This window comes from Williamsoniiplasma lucivorax ATCC 49196, assembly GCF_000518285.1.
In the GTDB taxonomy this organism is placed as follows: Bacteria; Bacillota_I; Bacilli_A; order Mycoplasmatales; family Mycoplasmataceae; genus Williamsoniiplasma; species Williamsoniiplasma lucivorax.
In genome coordinates this window covers 19,900-40,293 of record NZ_JADH01000012.1, presented here as the reverse complement: position 1 = coordinate 40,293, position 20,394 = coordinate 19,900, and the positions used below count along the sequence as shown (strand labels likewise).

18 protein-coding genes, 4 tRNA genes and 1 riboswitch are annotated in these 20,394 nt (G+C 30.9%); of the genes, 19 read left to right on the top strand and 3 right to left on the bottom strand.

Annotated features, from left to right (window positions below; genetic code table 4):
- The first annotated feature begins 25 nt into the window (after nt 1-25).
- The 12 genes from P695_RS0103615 (at nt 26) to P695_RS0103560 (ending at nt 12,555) form a co-directional block, all read left to right on the top strand.
- Nucleotides 26-295 carry an HPr family phosphocarrier protein gene (locus tag P695_RS0103615; protein WP_028126891.1) on the top strand — a complete coding sequence of 90 codons (270 nt, stop codon included), beginning with the start codon at nt 26-28 and terminating at the stop codon, nt 293-295.
- A gap of 68 nt (nt 296-363) precedes the next feature.
- A complete protein-coding gene (locus P695_RS0103610) occupies nt 364-1,341 on the top strand; it encodes a CPBP family intramembrane glutamic endopeptidase (protein ID WP_028126890.1) in 978 nt (325 codons plus the stop codon).
- A gap of 9 nt (nt 1,342-1,350) precedes the next feature.
- Nucleotides 1,351-2,250 carry a pseudouridine synthase gene (locus tag P695_RS0103605; RefSeq protein WP_028126889.1) on the top strand — a complete coding sequence of 300 codons (900 nt, stop codon included), beginning with the start codon at nt 1,351-1,353 and terminating at the stop codon, nt 2,248-2,250.
- A 29-nt stretch (nt 2,251-2,279) separates the two neighbouring features.
- Complete coding sequence (locus tag P695_RS05565; RefSeq protein ID WP_051437379.1) at nt 2,280-4,265, top strand: hypothetical protein; 1,986 nt, start codon at nt 2,280-2,282, stop codon at nt 4,263-4,265.
- Between the two features lie 71 nt (nt 4,266-4,336).
- On the top strand, nt 4,337-6,355 hold the full coding sequence (ligA, locus tag P695_RS0103595) for an NAD-dependent DNA ligase LigA (protein ID WP_035026431.1): 2,019 nt from the start codon (nt 4,337-4,339) through the stop codon (nt 6,353-6,355).
- The gene (locus tag P695_RS0103590; RefSeq protein ID WP_035026450.1) at nt 6,345-6,647 is read left to right on the top strand and encodes a hypothetical protein; all 303 of its coding nucleotides are present in this window, start codon (nt 6,345-6,347) and stop codon (nt 6,645-6,647) included. The genes ligA and P695_RS0103590 overlap by 11 nt, the downstream gene beginning before the upstream one ends.
- Nucleotides 6,647-8,101 (top strand): amidase family protein, encoded by a 1,455-nt coding sequence (locus tag P695_RS0103585; protein WP_035026428.1) that lies wholly within the window; start codon nt 6,647-6,649, stop codon nt 8,099-8,101. Before P695_RS0103590 ends, P695_RS0103585 begins: the two co-directional genes overlap by 1 nt.
- Nucleotides 8,102-8,103: 2 nt before the next feature.
- Entirely contained in the window at nt 8,104-9,534 is a 1,431-nt protein-coding gene (gatB, locus tag P695_RS0103580; RefSeq protein ID WP_028126885.1) for an Asp-tRNA(Asn)/Glu-tRNA(Gln) amidotransferase subunit GatB, read from the top strand.
- Nucleotides 9,535-9,699: 165 nt separating this feature from the next.
- Nucleotides 9,700-10,578 (top strand): Fic family protein, encoded by an 879-nt coding sequence (locus tag P695_RS0103575; protein WP_028126884.1) that lies wholly within the window; start codon nt 9,700-9,702, stop codon nt 10,576-10,578.
- A 64-nt stretch (nt 10,579-10,642) separates the two neighbouring features.
- A riboswitch (cobalamin riboswitch) is annotated at nt 10,643-10,801 on the top strand.
- 166 nt (nt 10,802-10,967) lie between these two features.
- Nucleotides 10,968-11,549, top strand: coding sequence for a hypothetical protein (locus tag P695_RS0103570; RefSeq protein WP_028126883.1), 582 nt, complete (start codon nt 10,968-10,970; stop codon nt 11,547-11,549).
- On the top strand, nt 11,518-12,027 hold the full coding sequence (locus P695_RS0103565; protein ID WP_028126882.1) for a DUF4430 domain-containing protein: 510 nt from the start codon (nt 11,518-11,520) through the stop codon (nt 12,025-12,027). The genes P695_RS0103570 and P695_RS0103565 overlap by 32 nt, the downstream gene beginning before the upstream one ends.
- A 39-nt stretch (nt 12,028-12,066) precedes the next feature.
- Nucleotides 12,067-12,555: a hypothetical protein gene (locus tag P695_RS0103560; RefSeq protein WP_028126881.1), complete on the top strand. Its 489-nt coding sequence runs from the start codon at nt 12,067-12,069 to the stop codon at nt 12,553-12,555.
- A 78-nt stretch (nt 12,556-12,633) separates the two neighbouring features.
- Here P695_RS0103560 and P695_RS05560 read toward each other — a convergent pair whose 3' ends face one another.
- Nucleotides 12,634-13,410 (bottom strand): potassium channel family protein, encoded by a 777-nt coding sequence (locus P695_RS05560; protein ID WP_084331607.1) that lies wholly within the window; start codon nt 13,408-13,410, stop codon nt 12,634-12,636.
- A 107-nt stretch (nt 13,411-13,517) separates the two neighbouring features.
- On the opposite strand from P695_RS05560, the gene P695_RS0103550 reads away from it, so the two are divergent.
- From P695_RS0103550 to P695_RS0103525, 6 genes are all read left to right on the top strand, one after another.
- Nucleotides 13,518-15,176 (top strand): TrkH family potassium uptake protein, encoded by a 1,659-nt coding sequence (locus P695_RS0103550; protein ID WP_035026426.1) that lies wholly within the window; start codon nt 13,518-13,520, stop codon nt 15,174-15,176.
- Between the two features lie 9 nt (nt 15,177-15,185).
- On the top strand, nt 15,186-16,037 hold the full coding sequence (locus tag P695_RS0103545; RefSeq protein WP_028126879.1) for a bifunctional 5,10-methylenetetrahydrofolate dehydrogenase/5,10-methenyltetrahydrofolate cyclohydrolase: 852 nt from the start codon (nt 15,186-15,188) through the stop codon (nt 16,035-16,037).
- A gap of 145 nt (nt 16,038-16,182) precedes the next feature.
- Nucleotides 16,183-16,258: transfer RNA gene (locus tag P695_RS0103540), tRNA-Asn, on the top strand.
- Nucleotides 16,259-16,265: 7 nt separating this feature from the next.
- A tRNA-Glu gene (locus P695_RS0103535) sits at nt 16,266-16,341 on the top strand.
- Between the two features lie 5 nt (nt 16,342-16,346).
- Nucleotides 16,347-16,422: transfer RNA gene (locus tag P695_RS0103530), tRNA-Val, on the top strand.
- A 16-nt stretch (nt 16,423-16,438) separates the two neighbouring features.
- Nucleotides 16,439-16,514, top strand: a tRNA-Thr gene (locus P695_RS0103525).
- Between the two features lie 93 nt (nt 16,515-16,607).
- On the opposite strand, the gene P695_RS0103520 is transcribed toward P695_RS0103525, so the two are convergent.
- Nucleotides 16,608-17,582, bottom strand: a complete 975-nt coding sequence (locus P695_RS0103520) for a hypothetical protein (protein ID WP_028126878.1) — start codon at nt 17,580-17,582, stop codon at nt 16,608-16,610.
- 347 nt (nt 17,583-17,929) lie between these two features.
- Nucleotides 17,930-19,183: a hypothetical protein gene (locus P695_RS0103515; RefSeq protein WP_028126877.1), complete on the bottom strand. Its 1,254-nt coding sequence runs from the start codon at nt 19,181-19,183 to the stop codon at nt 17,930-17,932.
- Between the two features lie 173 nt (nt 19,184-19,356).
- On the opposite strand from P695_RS0103515, the gene P695_RS05555 reads away from it, so the two are divergent.
- Nucleotides 19,357-20,373, top strand: coding sequence for a fructose-bisphosphatase class II (locus P695_RS05555; protein ID WP_051437378.1), 1,017 nt, complete (start codon nt 19,357-19,359; stop codon nt 20,371-20,373).
- The last annotated feature ends 21 nt before the right edge of the window (nt 20,374-20,394 follow it).

Sequence of the window (20,394 nt, the reverse complement as noted above, 5' to 3'; positions counted from 1 at the left end):
TGTATAAAAAAGGAGAACTATTAAAATGGTAAAATTTACTGCCAAAATCACTGACCCAGTTGGACTGCATGCAAGACCAGCAGGAATCATGTCGACAGAAGCTTCAAAATTCAAAGCTGACATGACAATCATTTCAGAAGGCCGAAAAGGAAACATTAAATCAATTATGAATCTCATGTCTTTAGCAATCAAAAGTGGTACAGAAATCACTATTGAAACAAATGGACCAGATGAAGAGCAAGCTTTAGCAGGTATGCGTGAAGTGATGATTGCTAATGGAATAATCACCAAATAGTAAAGCAACGCAAAAGTGTTGTTTTTTATTTATGTTAAAATAATTAAAATACATTGAGGTTTTTAAAGATGAACAAAAAAAACGTTTGGGATCAAATATCCATTCCGAGCTCAGAAACTAATGAAAAATATCCATTTTATTTTAAGTTATATAATCCAGCTAACGATGGGATTATTTTTATTGTTACTAGTTTACTGATTCCTTTGCTTTCTTTATTTATGTTTAGATTTATTGGTGGGATGTCAACTAACCAAATTAGTAAAGAAGATAATGCTTTATTAAGTACATTGCATTTTCTAGTGCTTTTGGTTTCAGCACTGATTGGTTTTATTATTTTATTAACCAAAGACCGTAAACTTTTTATTAAATCTGGTTTATTCATTTTTTATGGGTTTCAATTATTTGTTCCATTGTTAGGTTTGGTTTTTGGTAATTTCACTAATTTATTGAATGTTAATCAAGACTGAAATCAAATCATTTTTTTATGATTACAAATTATTGCTGAATTAATAGTAATTATTTTTGCTTTTAAATGAACAATTGATTTAAAGGAAAAAATCATCAGTACATTTAAAAAGGATTGATTAAAACTTTTAATTATCACCATCATTGTCACTGGGCTTTTGATTGGGATTGGGAGTTTTTTATATAATTATCTTGTCCAAGGCACACCACTAGGAGGAACTTCGGCCAATCAGGATGAATTAGTAAAATTAATTCATCATGATGATGTTGCGATTAGAGTGATTTATTGTATCTCTTTATTTGTTTTAACGATTTTAATGGCTCCCTTACTGGAAGAATTAGCTTCGAGACATGCTTGAAGTGTTGGTTGTGGTAATCGCACAGTTGCTTGAATCACGAGTGCTTTATTTTTTGGAATGATCCATGTGTCTTCTGGAGATGTTGAACATATTTTAGGATACATTTTAGCAGGTTGTTTTTTTGCCACAACTTTTAATTTAACAAGAGGTAATGTGACTTACACTTGAATAGTGCACGCTAGTAATAATGCAATCGCTTACATGTTATTGTTTATATCATAAGGAAATAAAATGAGAAAATTTGAAATTAAAAAAAATGATGAAAACCAAACCATTTTAAAATTCTTAAAAAAAGTTTATTCACTAACTCCACTTTCAGTGATTCATAAATGATTACGTAAAGGTGATGTCAAAATTAATGGACAAAGAATCAAGGATAAAACCACAATTTTAAAATTAGCTGATCAAGTGGAAGTTTATGATTCTAGTAAACCAGTGTTAAGAGATAATTTTAAAATTGTGCAAGATTTGAATTTAAAAGTGGTTTATGAAGATGATAATCTTTTGGTTGTTGATAAACCAGCCAATGTAGAAATGCATTCACCAATCAATGAATCATTAGATGATATTGTTAAAACATATTGTTTTAACAAAGGTGAATATAATCCACAAGAAGAAAATTCTTTTGTGGTTTCACATGTTCATCGACTTGATAAATTAACAGCAGGATTAGTGATTTATGCTAAAAACAAAATATCACTTGATATTTTGTTAGAAGCATTCAAGAATCATGATTTGATTGATAAATATTATTTGGCCCAAGTTTATAAACGACATTGAACTGGTGATTTTACTGCTAAAGGTTGAATTGATTATGATCCAGAAATCCAAAAATCACTTTATAGTGAACGTAAAAGAGATTTTTTTAAATCAGCAGAAACTGTTTTTAAATTAATTAAAGAAGAAGGTGATATTCTTTTGATTGAAGCACATTTAATCACTGGGAGAAAACACCAAATCAGAGCTACTTTAGAGTATTTCCAATTACCAATCATTAATGATTTTAGATATGGTGGTCACAAAATCAATCATGATAAAATGATTTTTCTCACAGCTTATAAAATTGTTTTTGGTCAGCTTCCAGGTCAATTAGCATATTTAAACCACAAGGTGGTTGAATTAAAAATATAATAAAATAAAAGAAAAGTAAGGAGGTTAACATGAAAAATAAACATGGCGGATTTCAAAGTGTAATGAGTGCGATGATGGGCGCAATGATTTCAATCGTTGGTGCAATCATCCAATTTTTAATGATTTATTGAATTTTGAAAGCATATGGTTCATCTGTCAATGGGTTTATTCGGATTTCAACTTCTTTATCACTAGCGGCTGCAACTGCTGAAGGTGCTTTGGGAATTTCGACTGTCATTTTATTAATGCGACCAATGGCTAATTCTGATTGAATTTCAGCCAATGAGATTATTTCGACTGCTAAAACCAAATATCGTAAATCAATTATGACGGGAGTTTTAGTGATTGCCTTAATTTCACTTTTATACCCATTAGAAATGGCAGTTGTGCCGAGTATTTTAAATGGAACACCGGTTGGTATTCCAGAAATTATTGCAACTGCTCCACAAGTTCCGGGGGGAATTGTTAAAATTCAAATTTGAGAAATGTTGGGAATTATTTGAATTTTAGGATTTAAACAAATTGTAACTGGTAGTTGTTTTGGAATTTATGAAAACATTATCATGGCCGATCAAAAAGCGGGGATGAAAAAAATCATTATTCTTTTTGCTGACATTGTTGTGTATGGTGCTCTATTTTTAATTTTAAATCGTGCGATTGATAGTCACGAATTTATTCATCCGATTATTCCATTTTTAGTTTTATTGATGTATGGTCCGATTCGTGGATTCATGATGAAATTTTATGTCAAAAGATATTACACTTGAATTAAGTATTATCCCGATTTTAATAACTATGCATTAATTAATTCCACAAATAAAATGTTTTGATCAAATCTTGGTCAAGATGTTTTAGCGAATGCTGATATGATTCTATTATTTGTTGTTTTAGGAACATCGGGATTTAAAATCACTTCATCTCTATCACTTTATTTATTAATTGGAGTGAATCTAAGAGCCACATTAACTAGTTTGATTGTGTCCTTTCGTGAGTACTATGTTTCTGTTTTATCAAAAAATGGAAGGTTAGAATGAGAAGCATATTCTAAATATGAATTGTATACTTTTGTGATTGCTGCCTTTGCTTTTATTTTTATGAGTATGGGAGCTCCTTATATTGTTACTGGGTTGTATGGTCAAATTGTGGCTGGTGATTTTATTGCAACACAATTTTCAACTCCGATGATTGCTGAAAAAAAAGCTGTTGAATTTATTTTCACTAGTCCAGTTTTCTCTGGAATTTATGCTGCCACAATTTCCTTTATTCTTTTATTTCAAGGACAAACTTCTTTGATTCAAGCCAAAGGTAAATTCGGGGAAGTAGGTAAGTCAATCAATATTATTGCAATCTCGTTTATAGCAACAGAATTACTCATTACATTTTTAGTTATGACTTTAACCAAAGCGGAAGATGTGCATTATATTGTGAATACTTTAAAAGCATTTTACATTGTAAAATTAACTTTTATGACCATTAACTATATTTATTTATTACAATATACATGGCGTTTTGTTACTTATAATTCAACAATTAAATACGTTTTTTCTAACTTTTTATCATTAATTTTCCCAGTGATCGCTTCAATTCTTGTTAACATCTTTGTGGTTTCAAAACAGTTTCCATTAGTTTTATTTAATGAGTCAGGGGCTTTTGTAAATGTTGTGACTATTTCTATTATTTTAGGAATCTTCTTAGTTGTGGGAATTATTGGTTTTATTTCAACTTTAATTTTGCCGATTATTTTACGACCACAAGTCGGATTATCGATGTTAATGAGTTTACCAATCTTAAAACAAATTCGTCAAAGTGCGAAAGACCGCTCAAAATTAAAAAGATATTTAGAAGTGGAAATTCACAATCTTGATTTATTAAAAGAACAAAGTGAATTAGTGAATCCAGAATTAGAAATTCATAAAACCAAAAAGAAAAATGTCAAGAAAAATGACCAATTTTTTGAGGAATACACTTCATTTGATAAACCAAAGATTTATAAGATTAAAAGTAGAGCTAAATAGCTCTTTTTGTCTAGCAATTCAAGAAAAAAAACAAGACTTGATATAATCTAATAATAGAAAGCGAGACCTTCATGGAATTAGTTAAAAAACAATTAGAACAATTGAAGAAAAAAATTAACAAATGATCAGAAGAATATTATGTTATAGATGCACCTAGTGTTGATGATGCTGAATATGATTTAGCGATGCAACAGCTAAAAGCACTCGAAGCTCAACATCCAGAATTAATTACCCAAGATTCACCAACGCAAAAAGTTGGTCATGTGGTCAGTGAAAAATTTGCTAAAAATACTCATAAAATTCCAATGTTATCACTGGCTGATGTTTTTAGTTGAGCAGAAGTCGAAAATTTTAATAAACAAATTGCTAAAGTGACGGGCACTTTAGACAACGTGTATTATGCTGAGCTAAAAATTGATGGTCTATCAATTTCTTTAAATTATGAAAATGGTCACTTAATAACAGCCACCACACGTGGGGATGGAGTTGTTGGTGAAAATGTGATTAATAATGTTAAAACTATTAAATCTATTCCCCATCTTATCCCTGACCAAAGCCACATTGAAATTCGTGGCGAAATTTTTTTAGCTAAAAAAGAGTTTGAAAAAATTAATGAACAAAAACTGATTAACCAAGAACCACTTTTTGCCAACCCAAGAAATGCTGCGGCAGGAACTTTGCGTCAACTTGATTCAAGTGTGGTCGCTAGTCGTAATCTTGATGCTTTTTTATATTATTATTTTTCATGAGATGACCAAAGCAAAATTTTAACCCAAAGCGATGCTTTAAAAGAAATTTCCGCACAAGGCTTGAAAATTAATCAAGAAGGTCGTCTTTGCCACAATTTAGCTGAATTAAAAGCATATATTGAAGAGTATACTCATAAGAGAAATGCTTTAGATTATGAAATTGATGGAATTGTTATAAAATTTAATGATTTTAGTTTGTATGATAAAATAGGTTATACAGTCAAAACACCGAAGTGGGCAATTGCTTATAAATTTCCAGCTGAAGTGAAAGAGACTAAACTATTAGATATTTTTCCGACAGTTGGAAGGACTGGGAAAATTACTTACAATGCCAAAGTTGCTCCAGTGCAACTAGCTGGAACAAAAGTGATGGCGGCCACTCTGAACAATGCCCAATGAATTGAGGCAAAAGATTTACGCATTGGTTCACTAGTTAAAATTAAAAAAGCTGGTGATATTATTCCGGGAATTATTGGAGTTGTTGAAAATGAAACTTTTCAACAACTACCAAAATGAAAAAAAACTGAATTTTGTCCAGCTTGTGGAACTAAGTTAGAAAAAATTGCGAATGAAGTTGACCAATTTTGTGTGAACTTTTCTTGCCCCGCGCAGATTTTGAGATCACTTGAACATTTTGCATCTCGCGGGGCAATGGACATTGTTGGGATGGGTGGTTCAACTCTAAAAAAACTTTTTGATGAAAAAATTATTCGTTCGATTGATGATATTTACAAAATTGAAAAGCATAAATATGCCATTATCAATTTTGAAAAAATGGGTGAAAAAAGTTATGCCAATTTAATCCAATCAATTGAAGCATCAAAAAACAAATCATTGGAAAAAGTTTTGTTTGGTTTAGGAATTAGGCATATTGGGGCGAAGATTGCTAAAGTTTTAGCTGCCACCTTTCACAATATTGACCAATTAAGTCAAGCGGACTTTGAGACCTTGTCACAAATTGATTCCATCGGAGAAGTTTTAGCAAAATCACTAGTTTCTTGATTTGAAATCAAAGAAAATATTAATCTCATTGAAGAGTTAAAGGCAGATGGTGTCAACTTCACTTATCAAGGCAACAAAACTGAATTCAATCCCTTAATGGCAAATAAAACATTTGTCATTACTGGTACTTTATCTCAATCAAGAGATGAGTTTAAAAAATTGATTGAACAGTATGGAGGGAAAATTAGCAGTAGTGTTTCAACTAAAACAGATTATGTTTTAGTTGGTGAAAATGCTGGTTCCAAACAAGAAAAAGCCCAAGCCCTCAATGTGAAAATTATTGATGAAACCGAATTTAATCAAATGATAGGAAAGGATGAAGAACAAAATGAAACATAAATATGAATTAACCGAAGAAAACATCATCGAATTAGCAGATGATATTATGCTGGAATTGAATGAAGAAGAAATTGAAGATATTGCATCAACAAATGATTTAATGAAACAAAAATTTTCTAAAGTTTTTGACATTCAAACGATTGGTGTGAGCGCCATGCATTATCCCTTAGAACAACCACACACATTTTTACGTGAAGATGAACCAGCAAGAAATATTGACCAAAAATTTGTGTTAGATAATGCCCCACAAGTGAGTGGAGATTTCGTTGTGATTGAAAAGGTGGTTAAATAATGGATTATCGTAAATTAAATATTAGAGAGTTACACCGATTACTCAAAACTAAAAAAATCACAGCTGTAGAATTAACCCGAAGTGTGATTGAACAAATTCAAAAAGATGATCAACCGAATTTTATGATTACTTTGCCAACAGAACAAATGTTGGAACAAGCACGTTATGTTGATGAACATTTTGATCCTAAAAATTGATTATGTGGAATTCCTTATTTTGCAAAAGATAATTTTTCAACCAAAGGAATTAGAACAACTGCTGGTTCAAAAATTTTGGCTAATTTTATTCCTAATTATGATTCAACAATTGTTGAATTGTTGAATCAAAACCAATCAATTATGGCTGGTAAAGTTGCTTTAGACGAATTAGGAATGGGCGGAACTGGTCTGCATTGTGCATATGGTGAAATTGCCAACCCTTATAATAAAAATCATCAAGTTGGTGGTTCTTCATCTGGTTCTGTTTACGGGGTGGCTAAAGGTTTAGTTCCATTTGCTTTAGGAAGTGATACTGGTGATTCAATTCGTAAGCCAGCCAGTTTTAATGGTGTGGTTGGATTTAAACCAACATATGGAGCGCTATCTCGTTATGGGGTAATTCCTTATGCTCCAAGTTTAGACCACGCTGGGTTTTTTACTCGTAATGTGGAAGATGCCGCGATTTTAGCTGATGCGACATTTAAAAAAGATGATAAGGATTTCACTTCTTTTCAAACTAAAGATGAAAACTTTTATAAAGATATTCATGATTTAAATCCCAAAACTAAATTTGCTTACATCAGAGAAGTTCATGAACATTTACCAGAAAAATTAAGATTAGAATATGAGGCTTTATATGCTAAATTAATTGCTCGCGGTTATGAAGTGAATGGTGTCAATTTTGATCTTGCTTTACTAAATACGATTGGTCCAGTTTACATGATGATTTCTTATCCAGAAGCAATTTCATCACATGCAAATCTTTCAGGAATGGGATTTGGGATGCGTGAAGATGGTAAAAATTATACTGAGATTATGATTAAATCAAGATCGAAATATCTTGGTGAAATTGTCAAACGCCGTTTTGTCATTGGTTCATTAAATTTAAAACAACAAAACCAAGATTTATACTTTTTAAAAGCTAAGCGTGTGCGTCGCTTGATTGCCAATGCTTTAAATGAAATTTTAAAAAATGATGATATTTTAATTCTGCCGCCATCATTTGAACCAGCACCATTAATTGAATCGGCTTTAGAAGCTGATGAACAATCTGAAACTGATTTCTTACATGATGTTTTAGTGATGGGAAATTTTGCTGGAATTCCTTCAATTACGATCCCGTTTACCAAAGAAAACGGGATGCCAATTGGAATCAACTTAAATGCAGCGGTTTATGAAGATAAAAAAGTCTTACAAGCTGCTAAACTTTTAGAAGATATTCTTCGTGTGAAAAAAAGAATTGCAGGTGATGAATAATGATTAATAATTTTGAAGTGATTATTGGAATCGAAAATCACGTAGAACTAAAAACTAAAACCAAGATGTTTTCTTCAGCTGAAGTTGGGTTTGGGGCAATCCCAAACACCATGACTAATGAAGTTGATTTAGGTTATCCCGGGGCAATGCCAACAGTGAATAAAAGAGGGATTGAATTAGCCATCTTAGCTGTGCATGCTTTAAAGATGAAACTAAATCCGTTATTAAAATTTGACCGTAAAAACTATTTCTATCCAGATTTAGTAAAAGGATTTCAAATCACCCAACAATACGACCCAATTGGAACTGAGGGAAGTTTAGAAATTGAAGTTGATGGTGTTAAGAAAAATATTGAAATCGAAAGATTACATATTGAAGAAGACACTGCCAAGCAAATTCATAAAGATGATTTAACATTTATTGATTACAACCGTAGTGGCATTGGTTTGGTTGAAGTAGTGACTAAACCAGTCTTAAGAAGTGCTGATGAGGCAATCGCTTATGTCAATAATTTAAGAGAAATTTTATTATTTTTAGGTGTGAGTGATGTCAAAATGAATGAAGGATCATTACGTTGTGATGTGAACATTTCCCTGCGTCCGTATGGTGCTTATGCATTTTCTAATAAAGTCGAAATTAAAAATTTAAACTCATTGGCAAACATTAAGAAAGCGATTGAATTTGAAATTGAGCGCCAACAAGCAATTTTGCTAAAAAGTGAAACTGTGGTGCAAGAAACTCGCCGATTTGATGAAGCTAGTCAACAAACAGTTGCAATGCGTTCAAAAGTTGGGGCTATTGATTATAAATATTTCACCGAACCAAATATTGCACCAATTCAATTAGACCAAAATTGAATTGACCAAATTATTGCTAATTCCCCAGAATTACCAAATGTGAAAAGACAACGCATGGTTGAACAATTGGGTTTAGATCTTCATGATGTCAATATCATTTTATCAAGTTTAGAATTAACCAACTTTTTTGAAGCCACTTTAGCCTTAACCAGTGATGCCAATAAAGTGATTAAGTTTTTAATTGGTGATGTTTTTTCTGAATTAAACAAAGATAATTTGACCATTGACCAAATTAAATTAACACCACAAAACTTAGCTGATTTAGTCAATCATTTAAACAATGGCATCATCTCTTCTAAACATGTTAAAACCATTTTACCAATCATTATGAATGATGATACAAAAACTGTTGATCAAATTATTGAAGAAAACAACTTAAAATTAATTAGTGATTCAGTGGAAATCGAAAGATTATTAAAACCATTATTAGAATCAAATCAAGAATTATTAAAACAATTTGATGAGCGTCCAGAACGTGTGATTAAAACCATTATGGGATTACTGATGAAAGAAACTCAAGGTAATGTTAATCCAGATATTGCTAACGAAATTCTCTTAAAACATTTAGGTAACTAACAATTTAATTACAAAAAATCTGAGTTATTGCTCAGATTTTTTGTACTTTATTTTTTCATTTTTATTAAACAAAATTGGGGCTTTCGCTTAATAAATAATCAAGGTTTTGGTGTTGTGAAAATGGTATAATTAAACTATAAAAAAATTAGAAAAAAGAGGTTCATTTTGAAACAAATTAGTCATCAATTAGTAAGGTTTTTTGAAAAAGAAATCGGCTATAACACAAATAAAATTGAAAATGAAAACCTAACTTTAAAAGCATATAAAAATTATTATTATTCATCACCCATCCCCGATGTTTTGGACCGAACTATCCTGGAAACATTAAATATTGATGAACTTTACCGTTTTTTTAATAAAATAGAAATTCAAAATTACAAAACAATTATTACTCAAGATTTTGTTAATTTTGATTTTGATCAAATTCAAGTGACCAAAGATTTTAGTATTCAAATCAACAAAAAACTATTAAACAACTTAACAATTTATCCTTTTAACCAATATTTCACTAAAGCATTTGCCCAATATTTAGACAAGCAAGATCAAACTTTTAAAACACACAATGTTTTAGGTGAATTAAGAAAAAGTGATTTATGAAAAGAGATTGATGGGGAATTAATCAAATTTTATGGTTATCAAAATCTTGAACATCAAGTTGATGAAATTTTTCAAAATTTAAATAAAGATTTACAGGATGCTAAAAGGGATGAAGAAAAATATCAAGCCATTAATTTATTTCATTTAAATTTTGAATTGTTACATCCATTTGCTGAAGGGAATGGGAGAACGGGCAGAATTTTAGTTGATATTTTATGTCTTCAAAATAATTTATTTCCACTTAATTTTTCTGGTGCTAATAATGACGAAGGTTATTTTTCTAATATTAAAAACATTTTATTTGTTAAACAACAAAAACAAGATTTTGCATTATTTAAAACAGAACCTTTAGCCTGAAAAGATTACAGAAAAAAAGTTTATCAAGAAACACTGTCATTACTGAAAAATAAATATAACATAACATCTGTGATGCAAATGTTTTCATAATATAGTAAAAGCGTTTCAGAAACTTAGGTTTTATTTTGACTTAAAATGTGAGAAAATTAAGCAGTAATAAAAACAGAAAACTAGTGTTAAGGGAATTTGGTTTAAAGCCAAAACTGTGCCAGCAACTGTAAAGAGGATTGATTATCAAAACCATTGGGCAACTGAGAAGGTGATAATCGAAGTGAATCTGAGTCAGGATACCTACTACTTTTCTCAATTATTCTTTTCCCTGGTCAGGAAAAGTTGGTTAAATAAACTTTTACCAAAAAACGACCACGATTTATTCAAATCGTGTTTTTATTTAAGAAATTTAAAGTGATAAATTTTATAACAATGGTTTTGATTCATTTTTATTTTTTATGTGGAGCAAGAAAGGATCAAAGGAGCTTATGAATTATAAATTAACAACAATCAGAATTGCTTTTATTGGTGTCTATATTGCCTTAATTTATGGATTGAAATTGGCTTTATCCTTTATTCCTAATGTCGAAGTTGTTACTTTACTAATGACGATGGGGGCAGTTTATATGCCTTACTGAGCCGTTATTCTTTCTGTAATGAGTTTTAATTTGTTAGAACTAGTCACTTATGGATTTGGTGATTGATGAGTCTTTTATATGTTAGTTTGACCATTACTAGTCACTATTTGTTCTCTTTTTAAAAAAAGCATTTTAAAACACTGATGAATTGCGGTGATTATTATGACATTATTTGGTTTCCTTTTTGGAACATTAAATACAGGAGTGAGAATGTTTTTTTATGGCTTTAATGGAGCAATGGCTTATTGAGTTGCTGGATTTACTTTTGATCTTGTTCATGGGGTTGCAAACATGTTGGTTGGTGTTGCTCTCACAGTTCCAGTGATGAAGGTGATGAATATTTATATGCCAAGAATTTTTAATAAACCATGAAAAATAGAAAAGAAATGAGATATCGAAAATGACAAACCCGCCATCGAACAAAGGACTTAAAATTGCTGTCATTATTATGGCTATCATTCTTGTGATTGGATTTGCTTTTACAGCCTTTGGTTTTATTCAATTTCAGAAATTTAAATCGCAAATAAAAGACAGAAGCCCAATTAAATTAGTGATGAGAAGTCATAAAAAATTTAACAAACAAGGCAACCCAACAAATTATAAAGTTCGTATTTTAGAAAATGAACCAGGATATTTAGAATTTAGTGAAACATTAGATTCTAAGTGATTTGGTGAAACTGCTGCAGATTATTTATGAGAAAACAGAACCGATGAAAAAATCAAAATGAACCTTAGATACCCTGTTATTGGGTTATTTCTAGATGGGATTAATGGTCTTGAAACAGATAGTAAAAACAAAGACTATTGAATGTATGAAAGCAATGTGGCTGGTATGAAATCTTTGAATGACACCTTTCTTGTAGATTTTATTTTGATTGATTTCACATATGAAAGATACACCCCTTCTTAAAACCAAAGCTAAACAATAAATAAAAAGGAACTATAAAAAATGATAGCTAAATCAACTCAAACATCATCACCAACAAGTGATACACCACAACAACCAGCTAATAAAAAATTTAAAATTGCCATTATTATTATGGCCGTTATGCTTGTTATCGCCTTTGCTTTATCAGCATTTGCGTTTATAAAATATCATAATTTAAAATCACAACTAAAAGATCGTCAAACCAAATTAGTCTTAAGAACATTTAAAAAGGTAGATGTAAACAATCAACCAACTAGTTTTGCAACTCCAATTAAAGAGGGAGAGGATGGTTATCTAAATTTTAACAAATTGTTAGACTCTAAATGATTTGGTGAAACAGTTTTAGATTACTTTAAAGCAAATAAAGAAACATTAAAAGTGGGTTTTGATAATTTTGGCATGTGTCTACAATTAATGGGCTTTCAAGCAAAACTGGGCCAACTAGTCCACCAACATGAGGAATCTTTTGAGAAGTGGATGCTAACACAACTGGAACTAGCGTTGGATTAGGAGATATTTTTCTAGTAGATTTTGTAAATATTGATTTCACATATACAAAATGAGCATCATAAAAAAAATCCATTAGGATTATTTTTTTCTTGTATCTTCAAGAATGACTGTTTGGTAACCTTCACCAAGAGCAATTGAAGTTGTTCTTCCAGAAAGAGTTGGTTCTTGCATTTCACCTTGAATTTTTAGGGCTAATTCATTAATTACTCCCGGTTTAGAAAGAATAACTACAATATCATCTAGTTTTAAAACTGTGTAATCATCAGGAATTAAAATTTTCCCCTTACGTTTAATTTGAATAATGATGAAATCTTTAGAAGCTGACAAGCCAGCTTCTTGTAATGTTTTACCAATGATTTCATAAGATTTAATGAATAAACTTGTTGAAATATATTCATCATCAATTGATTGCACTTCAATATCAGCATCAATATCAAATGTCGCACGAGTCGCAACAATTTTTCCAGCAATAATATCTGGAGTAATAATTTGGTTTTCATTTAAACCTAAGGCCATTAAAATACGTTTATGTTTTTCATCACGAGCTTTAACAAAGATTTTTTTAACTTTTAAATCAACTAAGTTTAAAACAGTCATTAATGATGATTCAATATTTGAACCAGTGGCAACCACCACCCCATCAAATTGTGAGATTCCTTGTTTGGCTAAACTATTTTTATTTGTTGAGTCCAAAATGATTGTGTCAACATCATCAAAACCAAAAATGGCTTTTTCCAATTTCTCAGGGTCATTATCAAAAATGGTCACTTGTTGTTTTTTATTAGTTAAAGTTGTTAAGACTGAAATTCCAAAATTAGAAGCACCAATAATGGCAAAACTTTTTTTCTTAATCATATAAACCTCCGTTTATTTCCGAATATAATTATACCAAATCTCTAAATATTGTATAATTATCTATTATATAATTAACTAGATTCCATATTTTAGAAAGGAGGCAATTAGTGAAAACTTCTAAACCTTCCAAAAAAAGCAAGAAAAGCAAAAACATCCAAATTGATGAAGAACAGCATAAACTTTATAAAATTAATGAAGCCGAAAAAGAAATTCTTCACGATGAAAGAAAGAGCCGCAACGAACTACTTTTTAGAAAATTAAAAAAAGCATGACCATTATCAAAAATTTCTGGACGTATTTTTTTAATTTATTTTTTGGTTGTGATGCTGGGTGGATTTTTATTAAGTATTCCTGGTGTGCTTTCTAACACCGGATCAAGATATAATTGAAATTTTCTTTTAGGAGTTTTCACAGCTTCATCTGCCTTTTCAGATACTGGTATTAATATTTTAAATGTCTCAGCTGATTACTCATTTTGAGGACAATTAATCACTATCATTTTAATTGAGGCTGGCGGAATCGGAATTTTAACTTTTAAGATTGTCTTGTTCTTAGCGATTCAACGTAAAATTTCTTTAAATGACACAATCATTGCTAAAACTGAACGTGGTTCATCAACAACTTCTTCAACCATTGAAATTATTCGTGATGGGTTTATTTGGTTAACTATTGTGCAATTAACTGCTGCTTTTATTTTGTTCTTTGCTTTTTTCTTTGAAGAACCAGCCAACATTAATGGAGTAGTTTCACCATATCATAATTTTTCTAAATCATTGTGATTTGCAATTTATCATTCAACATCAGCTGTTAATAATGCTGGTTTTGATATTATTTCAAATGCTTCACTCCAACCTTATAATGTTGCTGGACACCATTCATATTTAATTCAAATTGTTTTCTTGCTTGAATGAGTAATTGGGGGGCTAGGTTACCCAACATTTCACGATATTCGTAAAAAAATCAAAGCAAGAAAACAAGGGCGCAAAGTTCCATTTAGTCTCTTTACTAAATTAAACTTTTGTATTTATTCGTTTTTATTTGTCGCAGGACCATTAATGATTTTTGCTAGTGAATTTGCTAACCAAGAAACTTCATTTATTTTCCACCCCGCAAAAGATAATGTTGTTGATCCAACTGTTTTTAAACCTTGATGAGAATCAATGATGGATATCATTTTTAATACCACATCATCTCGTAATGCTGGGTTTTCAACTATTCCAATCAATGATTTCAATGCTGGTTCAAAAACCATTTTATCAATCTTAATGTTTATTGGTTCAGCTCCATCATCAACTGCTGGGGGAATTCGAACCACAACTTTTGCAATTTTATTACTAGCGACTTGAGCTGTTGTACGAAATAATAATAAAACCACCGCTTTCAAAAAAACCATCCCTGAAGATACTGTCAAAAGAGCATTTGCTGTTTTATTCTTGTCCCTTTTCATCGTGTTGTTGGCTGTGATTATGATTTTCATTGATTCATGACAATCATTAAAAGCGGTGAGTGATTATGGACCTGAAAGCGTTGGTAACGCCACAATTATTGAAATTCTCACCTTGATTACATCCGCTTTCGGAACCGTGGGAATGAATCCATTTAACACAGAACAAATGTTGTATGGATTAGGAACATTGTCTAAAATCGTAGTGATTGTGGTCATGTTTTTAGGACAATTAGGGATTTCAAATACATTGCTTGTTTTTGTGAAACCTTCGCAAAAGAAAAACTATGGTTATCTTGATGAAGAAGTTGTGATTGGTTAGGTGAGAGTTATGCAAATTTTAGATGGGAAAAAAATCGCTGCTAAGCGTCGCGCAATCTTAAAAACACAAATTAGTGAAGATTTTAAGACATACCAAAGAGCTCCCAAATTGGTGATTCTTTTAATTGGTGGTGACGAACCAAGTTTGATTTATGTGAAACACAAATTAGTCGCTGCCCAAGAGGTGGGAATTGAAGCTGAATTGCTAACTTTTGATGCAAAAGTTAGTACAACAACCATTTATACTGAAATTGAAAAACTTAACAATGACCCAACTGTTGATGGCATTCTTTTGCAATTACCAATTCCCAAAAAATTTAATGAAGAAGATTATTTACAAGCAATTGACCCATTAAAAGATGCTGATGGTTTTAACTACCAAAACCAAGGTAAAATGTTACAAGGTTATGATTCAATTTTTCCATCAACACCACTTGGGGTTATTAATTTATTAAGTGAATACCAGATTGATGTGCAAGGGATGAATGCAACTGTCATTGGAACTTCAAACATTGTTGGTAAACCATTGTGTGTGATGCTTTCTAATTTGGGGGCAACTGTTACGATGTGTAATATTAATACTAAAAAGATTCTTGATCATACAATTAATGCTGATTTAATTATTTCAGCTACTGGCAGCAAATTTATTGTCAAAGAAAAAATGGTTAAAGTAGGTGCTGTTGTTGTGGATGTTGGTATTATTCGTGACCAAAAAACTCAAAAATTAGTTGGTGATGTTGATTTTGAACATGTGGCGCAAAAAACTAGTTTTATTACCCCAGTTCCTGGGGGTGTTGGGCCAATGACTATTGTGACATTGTTGGAAAACACTCATAAACTTTACTTGAAACACGTAAAATAAATAAAATATTTTAAAATAGTTTCTAAACAATGTTAAGTTAAATTAGTTCTTGTTTGTTAAGCTGAAAAAAATGAAAATAAACAATTTACAAGAACCTAATCTTGTGTTATTATCTTAAAGTCTTAAAAGATAAAAGCGTAAAAATGGCTTTTTAGCTCAGTTGGTAGAGCAACCGGCTGTTAACCGGTTTGTCACAGGTTCAAGTCCTGTAAAAGCCGCCATTTTTATGGCCTGTTGGTGAAGTGGTTAACACACACGGTTTTCATCCGTGGATACACGGGTTCGAGCCCCGTACAGGCTACCATTTTCGGAGTATTAGCTCAGTTGGGAGAGCCCCTGCCTTACAAGCAGGTTGTCGGCGGTTCGAGCCCGTCATACTCCACCATTTTTTTTATTATTATGCTGACTTAGCTCAGTTGGTAGAGCAACTGACTTGTAATCAGTAGGTCGTAGGTTCGACTCCTATAGTCAGCACCATTAAAAAACTAAAAACAACATTTCAAATGTTGTTTTTTTTGTTGTTAAAAAAGCTTCCAAAAAATTAACAAGAAAGTAGGTTTTTTTAAGCTTTTAAATATATAAAATATATGTTTCCCTTCCGAATGCAACTAATTTTTGTGTTCAATCATGAGCCCATATTTTAATTGAAAGTAAATATTTTTTGTTCTCTTGTTGAGTTAAAACTAAATCATAATTACTTTGCAGATTTGTTTTAAAATTATGCTTTCTAATTAAAGTTCCTGCTTGGTATTTATCTATGGCTGGCAACTTGATCAAATTAGTTTGATAGAACTGATGATCAAGTTCATTTTCAATTGCATAATTTTCAATTTCAATTTGTTGTTCTAATGCTTGTCGATTAGCTTTTAAAATTTCATCAAAAGGTATATTTTTTTGGTCAGTTAGCCCGAATGTTCTTTGGAACATAAATTTTTTAGTTCCATTCATCAGAAAGTTTTTTTGTTGTTCTAGAATTTGTTCATAATTTTTCACTTCTTCTAAATTGAGTAATGATTTTTGTTTATTTATCTCGTCAATACTTATTTCATTAATATCGATTGTGTCCAAAGCCTTGCTTTTTAAATCTGCAGTCAGTAATTCTTCGTTTTTTAAGTTTTGAACTGCAATATGATGAATTAAATTATGATTGCCAAACACGACTGTACCAACCCCACCAATCAAGGCAAAAAGCAAGGAAACAACTAGTGTTAATCAAATTGCTCATTTTCATTTGGTTGATTTTATGGTTTTAATTAATTTGGTGCAATGAATTTTGCTCAATCAACTTTTATTGATAACTAGTGACATTTTAGTGCTTCATAACATAACAATTATGAAGCACGGTGTTAGACCAAGAATGATAAAAACAATTGAACTAGCCTCTCAAAAATCAAAATTGTTATATAAAATTATACTTACTCAAACCACGGCAATAATTCCAAAAATGACGATTGCCAATAAAATGATTGTTAAAAGCATCATCAAAACTTGGGTGATGATTTTTTTAAAATGGTTTTGCTTTGGTTGCTGATTAAGTGGCTGCATATAAACATTCCGTGTGTTTTAACCAAAAGGTATTATAGTGTTCTTGATCAATAATGTTGAAATTGAAATTTCAACAAAAATGCTTGTTTTGTTGTTCTATAAGGAAAAACATCTGACTTAAATCTTTAAGTCAACTACTTATTTTTTTTAATAATTTTCTCTTCATTTTTTTCTTTTTAATTGTTCCCGCAATAAATACTATCACTAAAAAAATTTTTAAAACAAAAAAAGTTAAAAATGTGAAAAAAATATCTTTTTCAATGCAAAACCAATAGTTTTTGCATTTTTGGAAGATAAATTTTACAAAAACCAACCCTTTTAGATTGGCTTAAAAGTTGGTTTTATTTTTAGATGTATAAAATAAATAATTCTCCACCCACAGCAACAGTTTTTTGAGTTCAATTATTTGGTGAAACTTTAATCAATAAACTGTATTTTTTATTTTCTTTTTGTTCTAAAAGGAAAGTGTATTTATTTTGCATATCTCATTTAAAGTTATGTTTACGAATTAAAGTTCCGACCTTCGTGCGATCAGTTGTCGGCATTGTTTGGAAATGTGTTTGATAAAACATGCTATTCAAATCATTATCAACTTTGTAATCCTCAATTTCAATAGAGTTTTCCAAAGTTGTGCGATTATCTCGAATAATTTGATCTGTTATACCCGAAGAGTCTCTTGGATTTTGCGTTAAAACTTGAGCAGAATTTTGATGTGTTTGAATCTCTGCTCGAACATCTTGCAATTGCTTTTGGAGTTTTTCGATTTCTTCAATAACAGCAGCAGTCATTTGTTTTGTTTGTTCTTCTAGAATTTTTTGAAAAATTACTAAGCTTTTAGCTTTTAGAAGATTTGCTCTTTGAATAATCCCATCAATTGTTACTTTAGTAATATCAAGGGAATCAACGGCAGGCACTCTAATGTTGGCAGTCACAATTTGTTCATTTTTTAAAGTTTTGTTAGTTACGTAATGAATTAAGCTATTGTTACCAGTAATAATCGTTCCGCCCCCACCAACTAAACCTAATAAGATGGTGGCAATTAATAGTAATCCAATTCATAATTTTCATTTGATGGCTTTGATTTTTGCTTTGTTTTCCATTCAATTGATGTTGATAAACATTTGCTTACTTCAATTAAAAAGTATTTTAACAATTAAAAAGAAACTAATCATTAAAAGTGGTGACACACCAATAAGTAAAAAAGCAATTGAACTGGCTTCTCAAAAATCAAAACTACTATATAAAACAATGGAATATCAAATGACTGCAATTGGTCACAAAATAGCAAAGATAAATAAACTTGTCATCAGCAAAATAATTAATGGTTGAAAAACTAAAGTTATTCAACCAAGAATTTTGGCTTGGCGAGTAATAGTGTCAGTATAAACAACACCATATTCTTTACAATTTTTTTCTGCAATCAAATTAATTGGTTCTAAACTATTTAAAATTTGCACACAATTTTGTCCTTCAGAGATTTGTTTTTGAAATGTTTGTTTGTATGTGGCAACAATTTGTTTGCGCTCTTTTTTCAGTAAAAAAAGAGCTTGGCTTAAATCTTTAAGTCAGTTATTTAATCTTTTTGGGATTTTGTTTTTCATTTTCCGTTTTCTCTATTAGTCTTCTCAAAATAGATACTATCATTTAAAAAATTCTGTGTTTTTAAAACACTTAAAAAATTAAAAAATATTTTTGCCTTCAAGTTTTTTAAAACAGGTGGAGAAACTTTATATTGTTGAGAAAAAATGCTTTAATTTAACTAAAGCAGGTAACGATGAATAAAGACATTATTTTATTAAGAACAGTAGAAGTAGCAGCAATTGCTTCGTATAAATACATTGGTAAAAAGGACAAAAACACTTTAGATGGAGCAGCTGTCGAAGCAATGGAAGTTGTTTTAAAATCAGCTGAAGGATTTAGTGTGAAAGTGATTAATGGTGAAGGGGAATTAGATGAGGCGCCAATGTTGTATTCAGGACAAATTCTAGGTGACCAAAGCAATCAAAAACATATGTTTGATGTGTGCGTTGATCCAGTTGAAGGAACTAATCCAGCAGCTTATAATTTTGCTGGTTCAATTGCCACAATTGCGATTAGTCGTTTAAATACAATGTTAAAACTTCCAGAAATGTACATGGAAAAACTCTTTGTTTCTAGTCAATTTAAAGATTGTGCAGATTTAAAGCAAGGGATTATTGCTTGTGTGGAAAAAATGCAAGCTAAATCACAAAAAAAAGATTTAAAAGCCATTGTTTTAGATAAACCAAGACACACAGACATTATCAAACAATTTGATGAACTTGGTGTGATTGTGCGGTTGATCAAAGATGGCGATGTGCTAGCAGCAATTGATGTGGTGAACGGAGAAGCTGATTTTGTTTATGGGATTGGAGGAGCTCCTGAGGGTGGTTTGATGGCATCACTAGCGATTTCATCAGGATGTAAAATGGTGGCTAAATTAGTGAGTTATAACCAAGTTTGACCAAACGAAAAAGAAACTGCCACCAGAGTCCAAAAAGAAAGTGAAGCATTAGCTCAAGCCAAGTTATCATTTGGTCAAATTTTAACTGATATTGACTTAATCAATGACCCCAGAACCAGGTTTTTTGCAGCTGGAATTACTGCTGGAGGAACTTTAAAGGCGATTGACTATCTCAATGGTAAATATTATGTTTCAGCATTCATGAGCAGTCATGGAGTGATTAGAAACATTAAATCAATTTATGATATGGATCAAATTAATAGTTTAAAACCAGAAATCAAATATTTATTTGATAAATACAAAAGATAAAACTTTTGGGTTTTATAACAC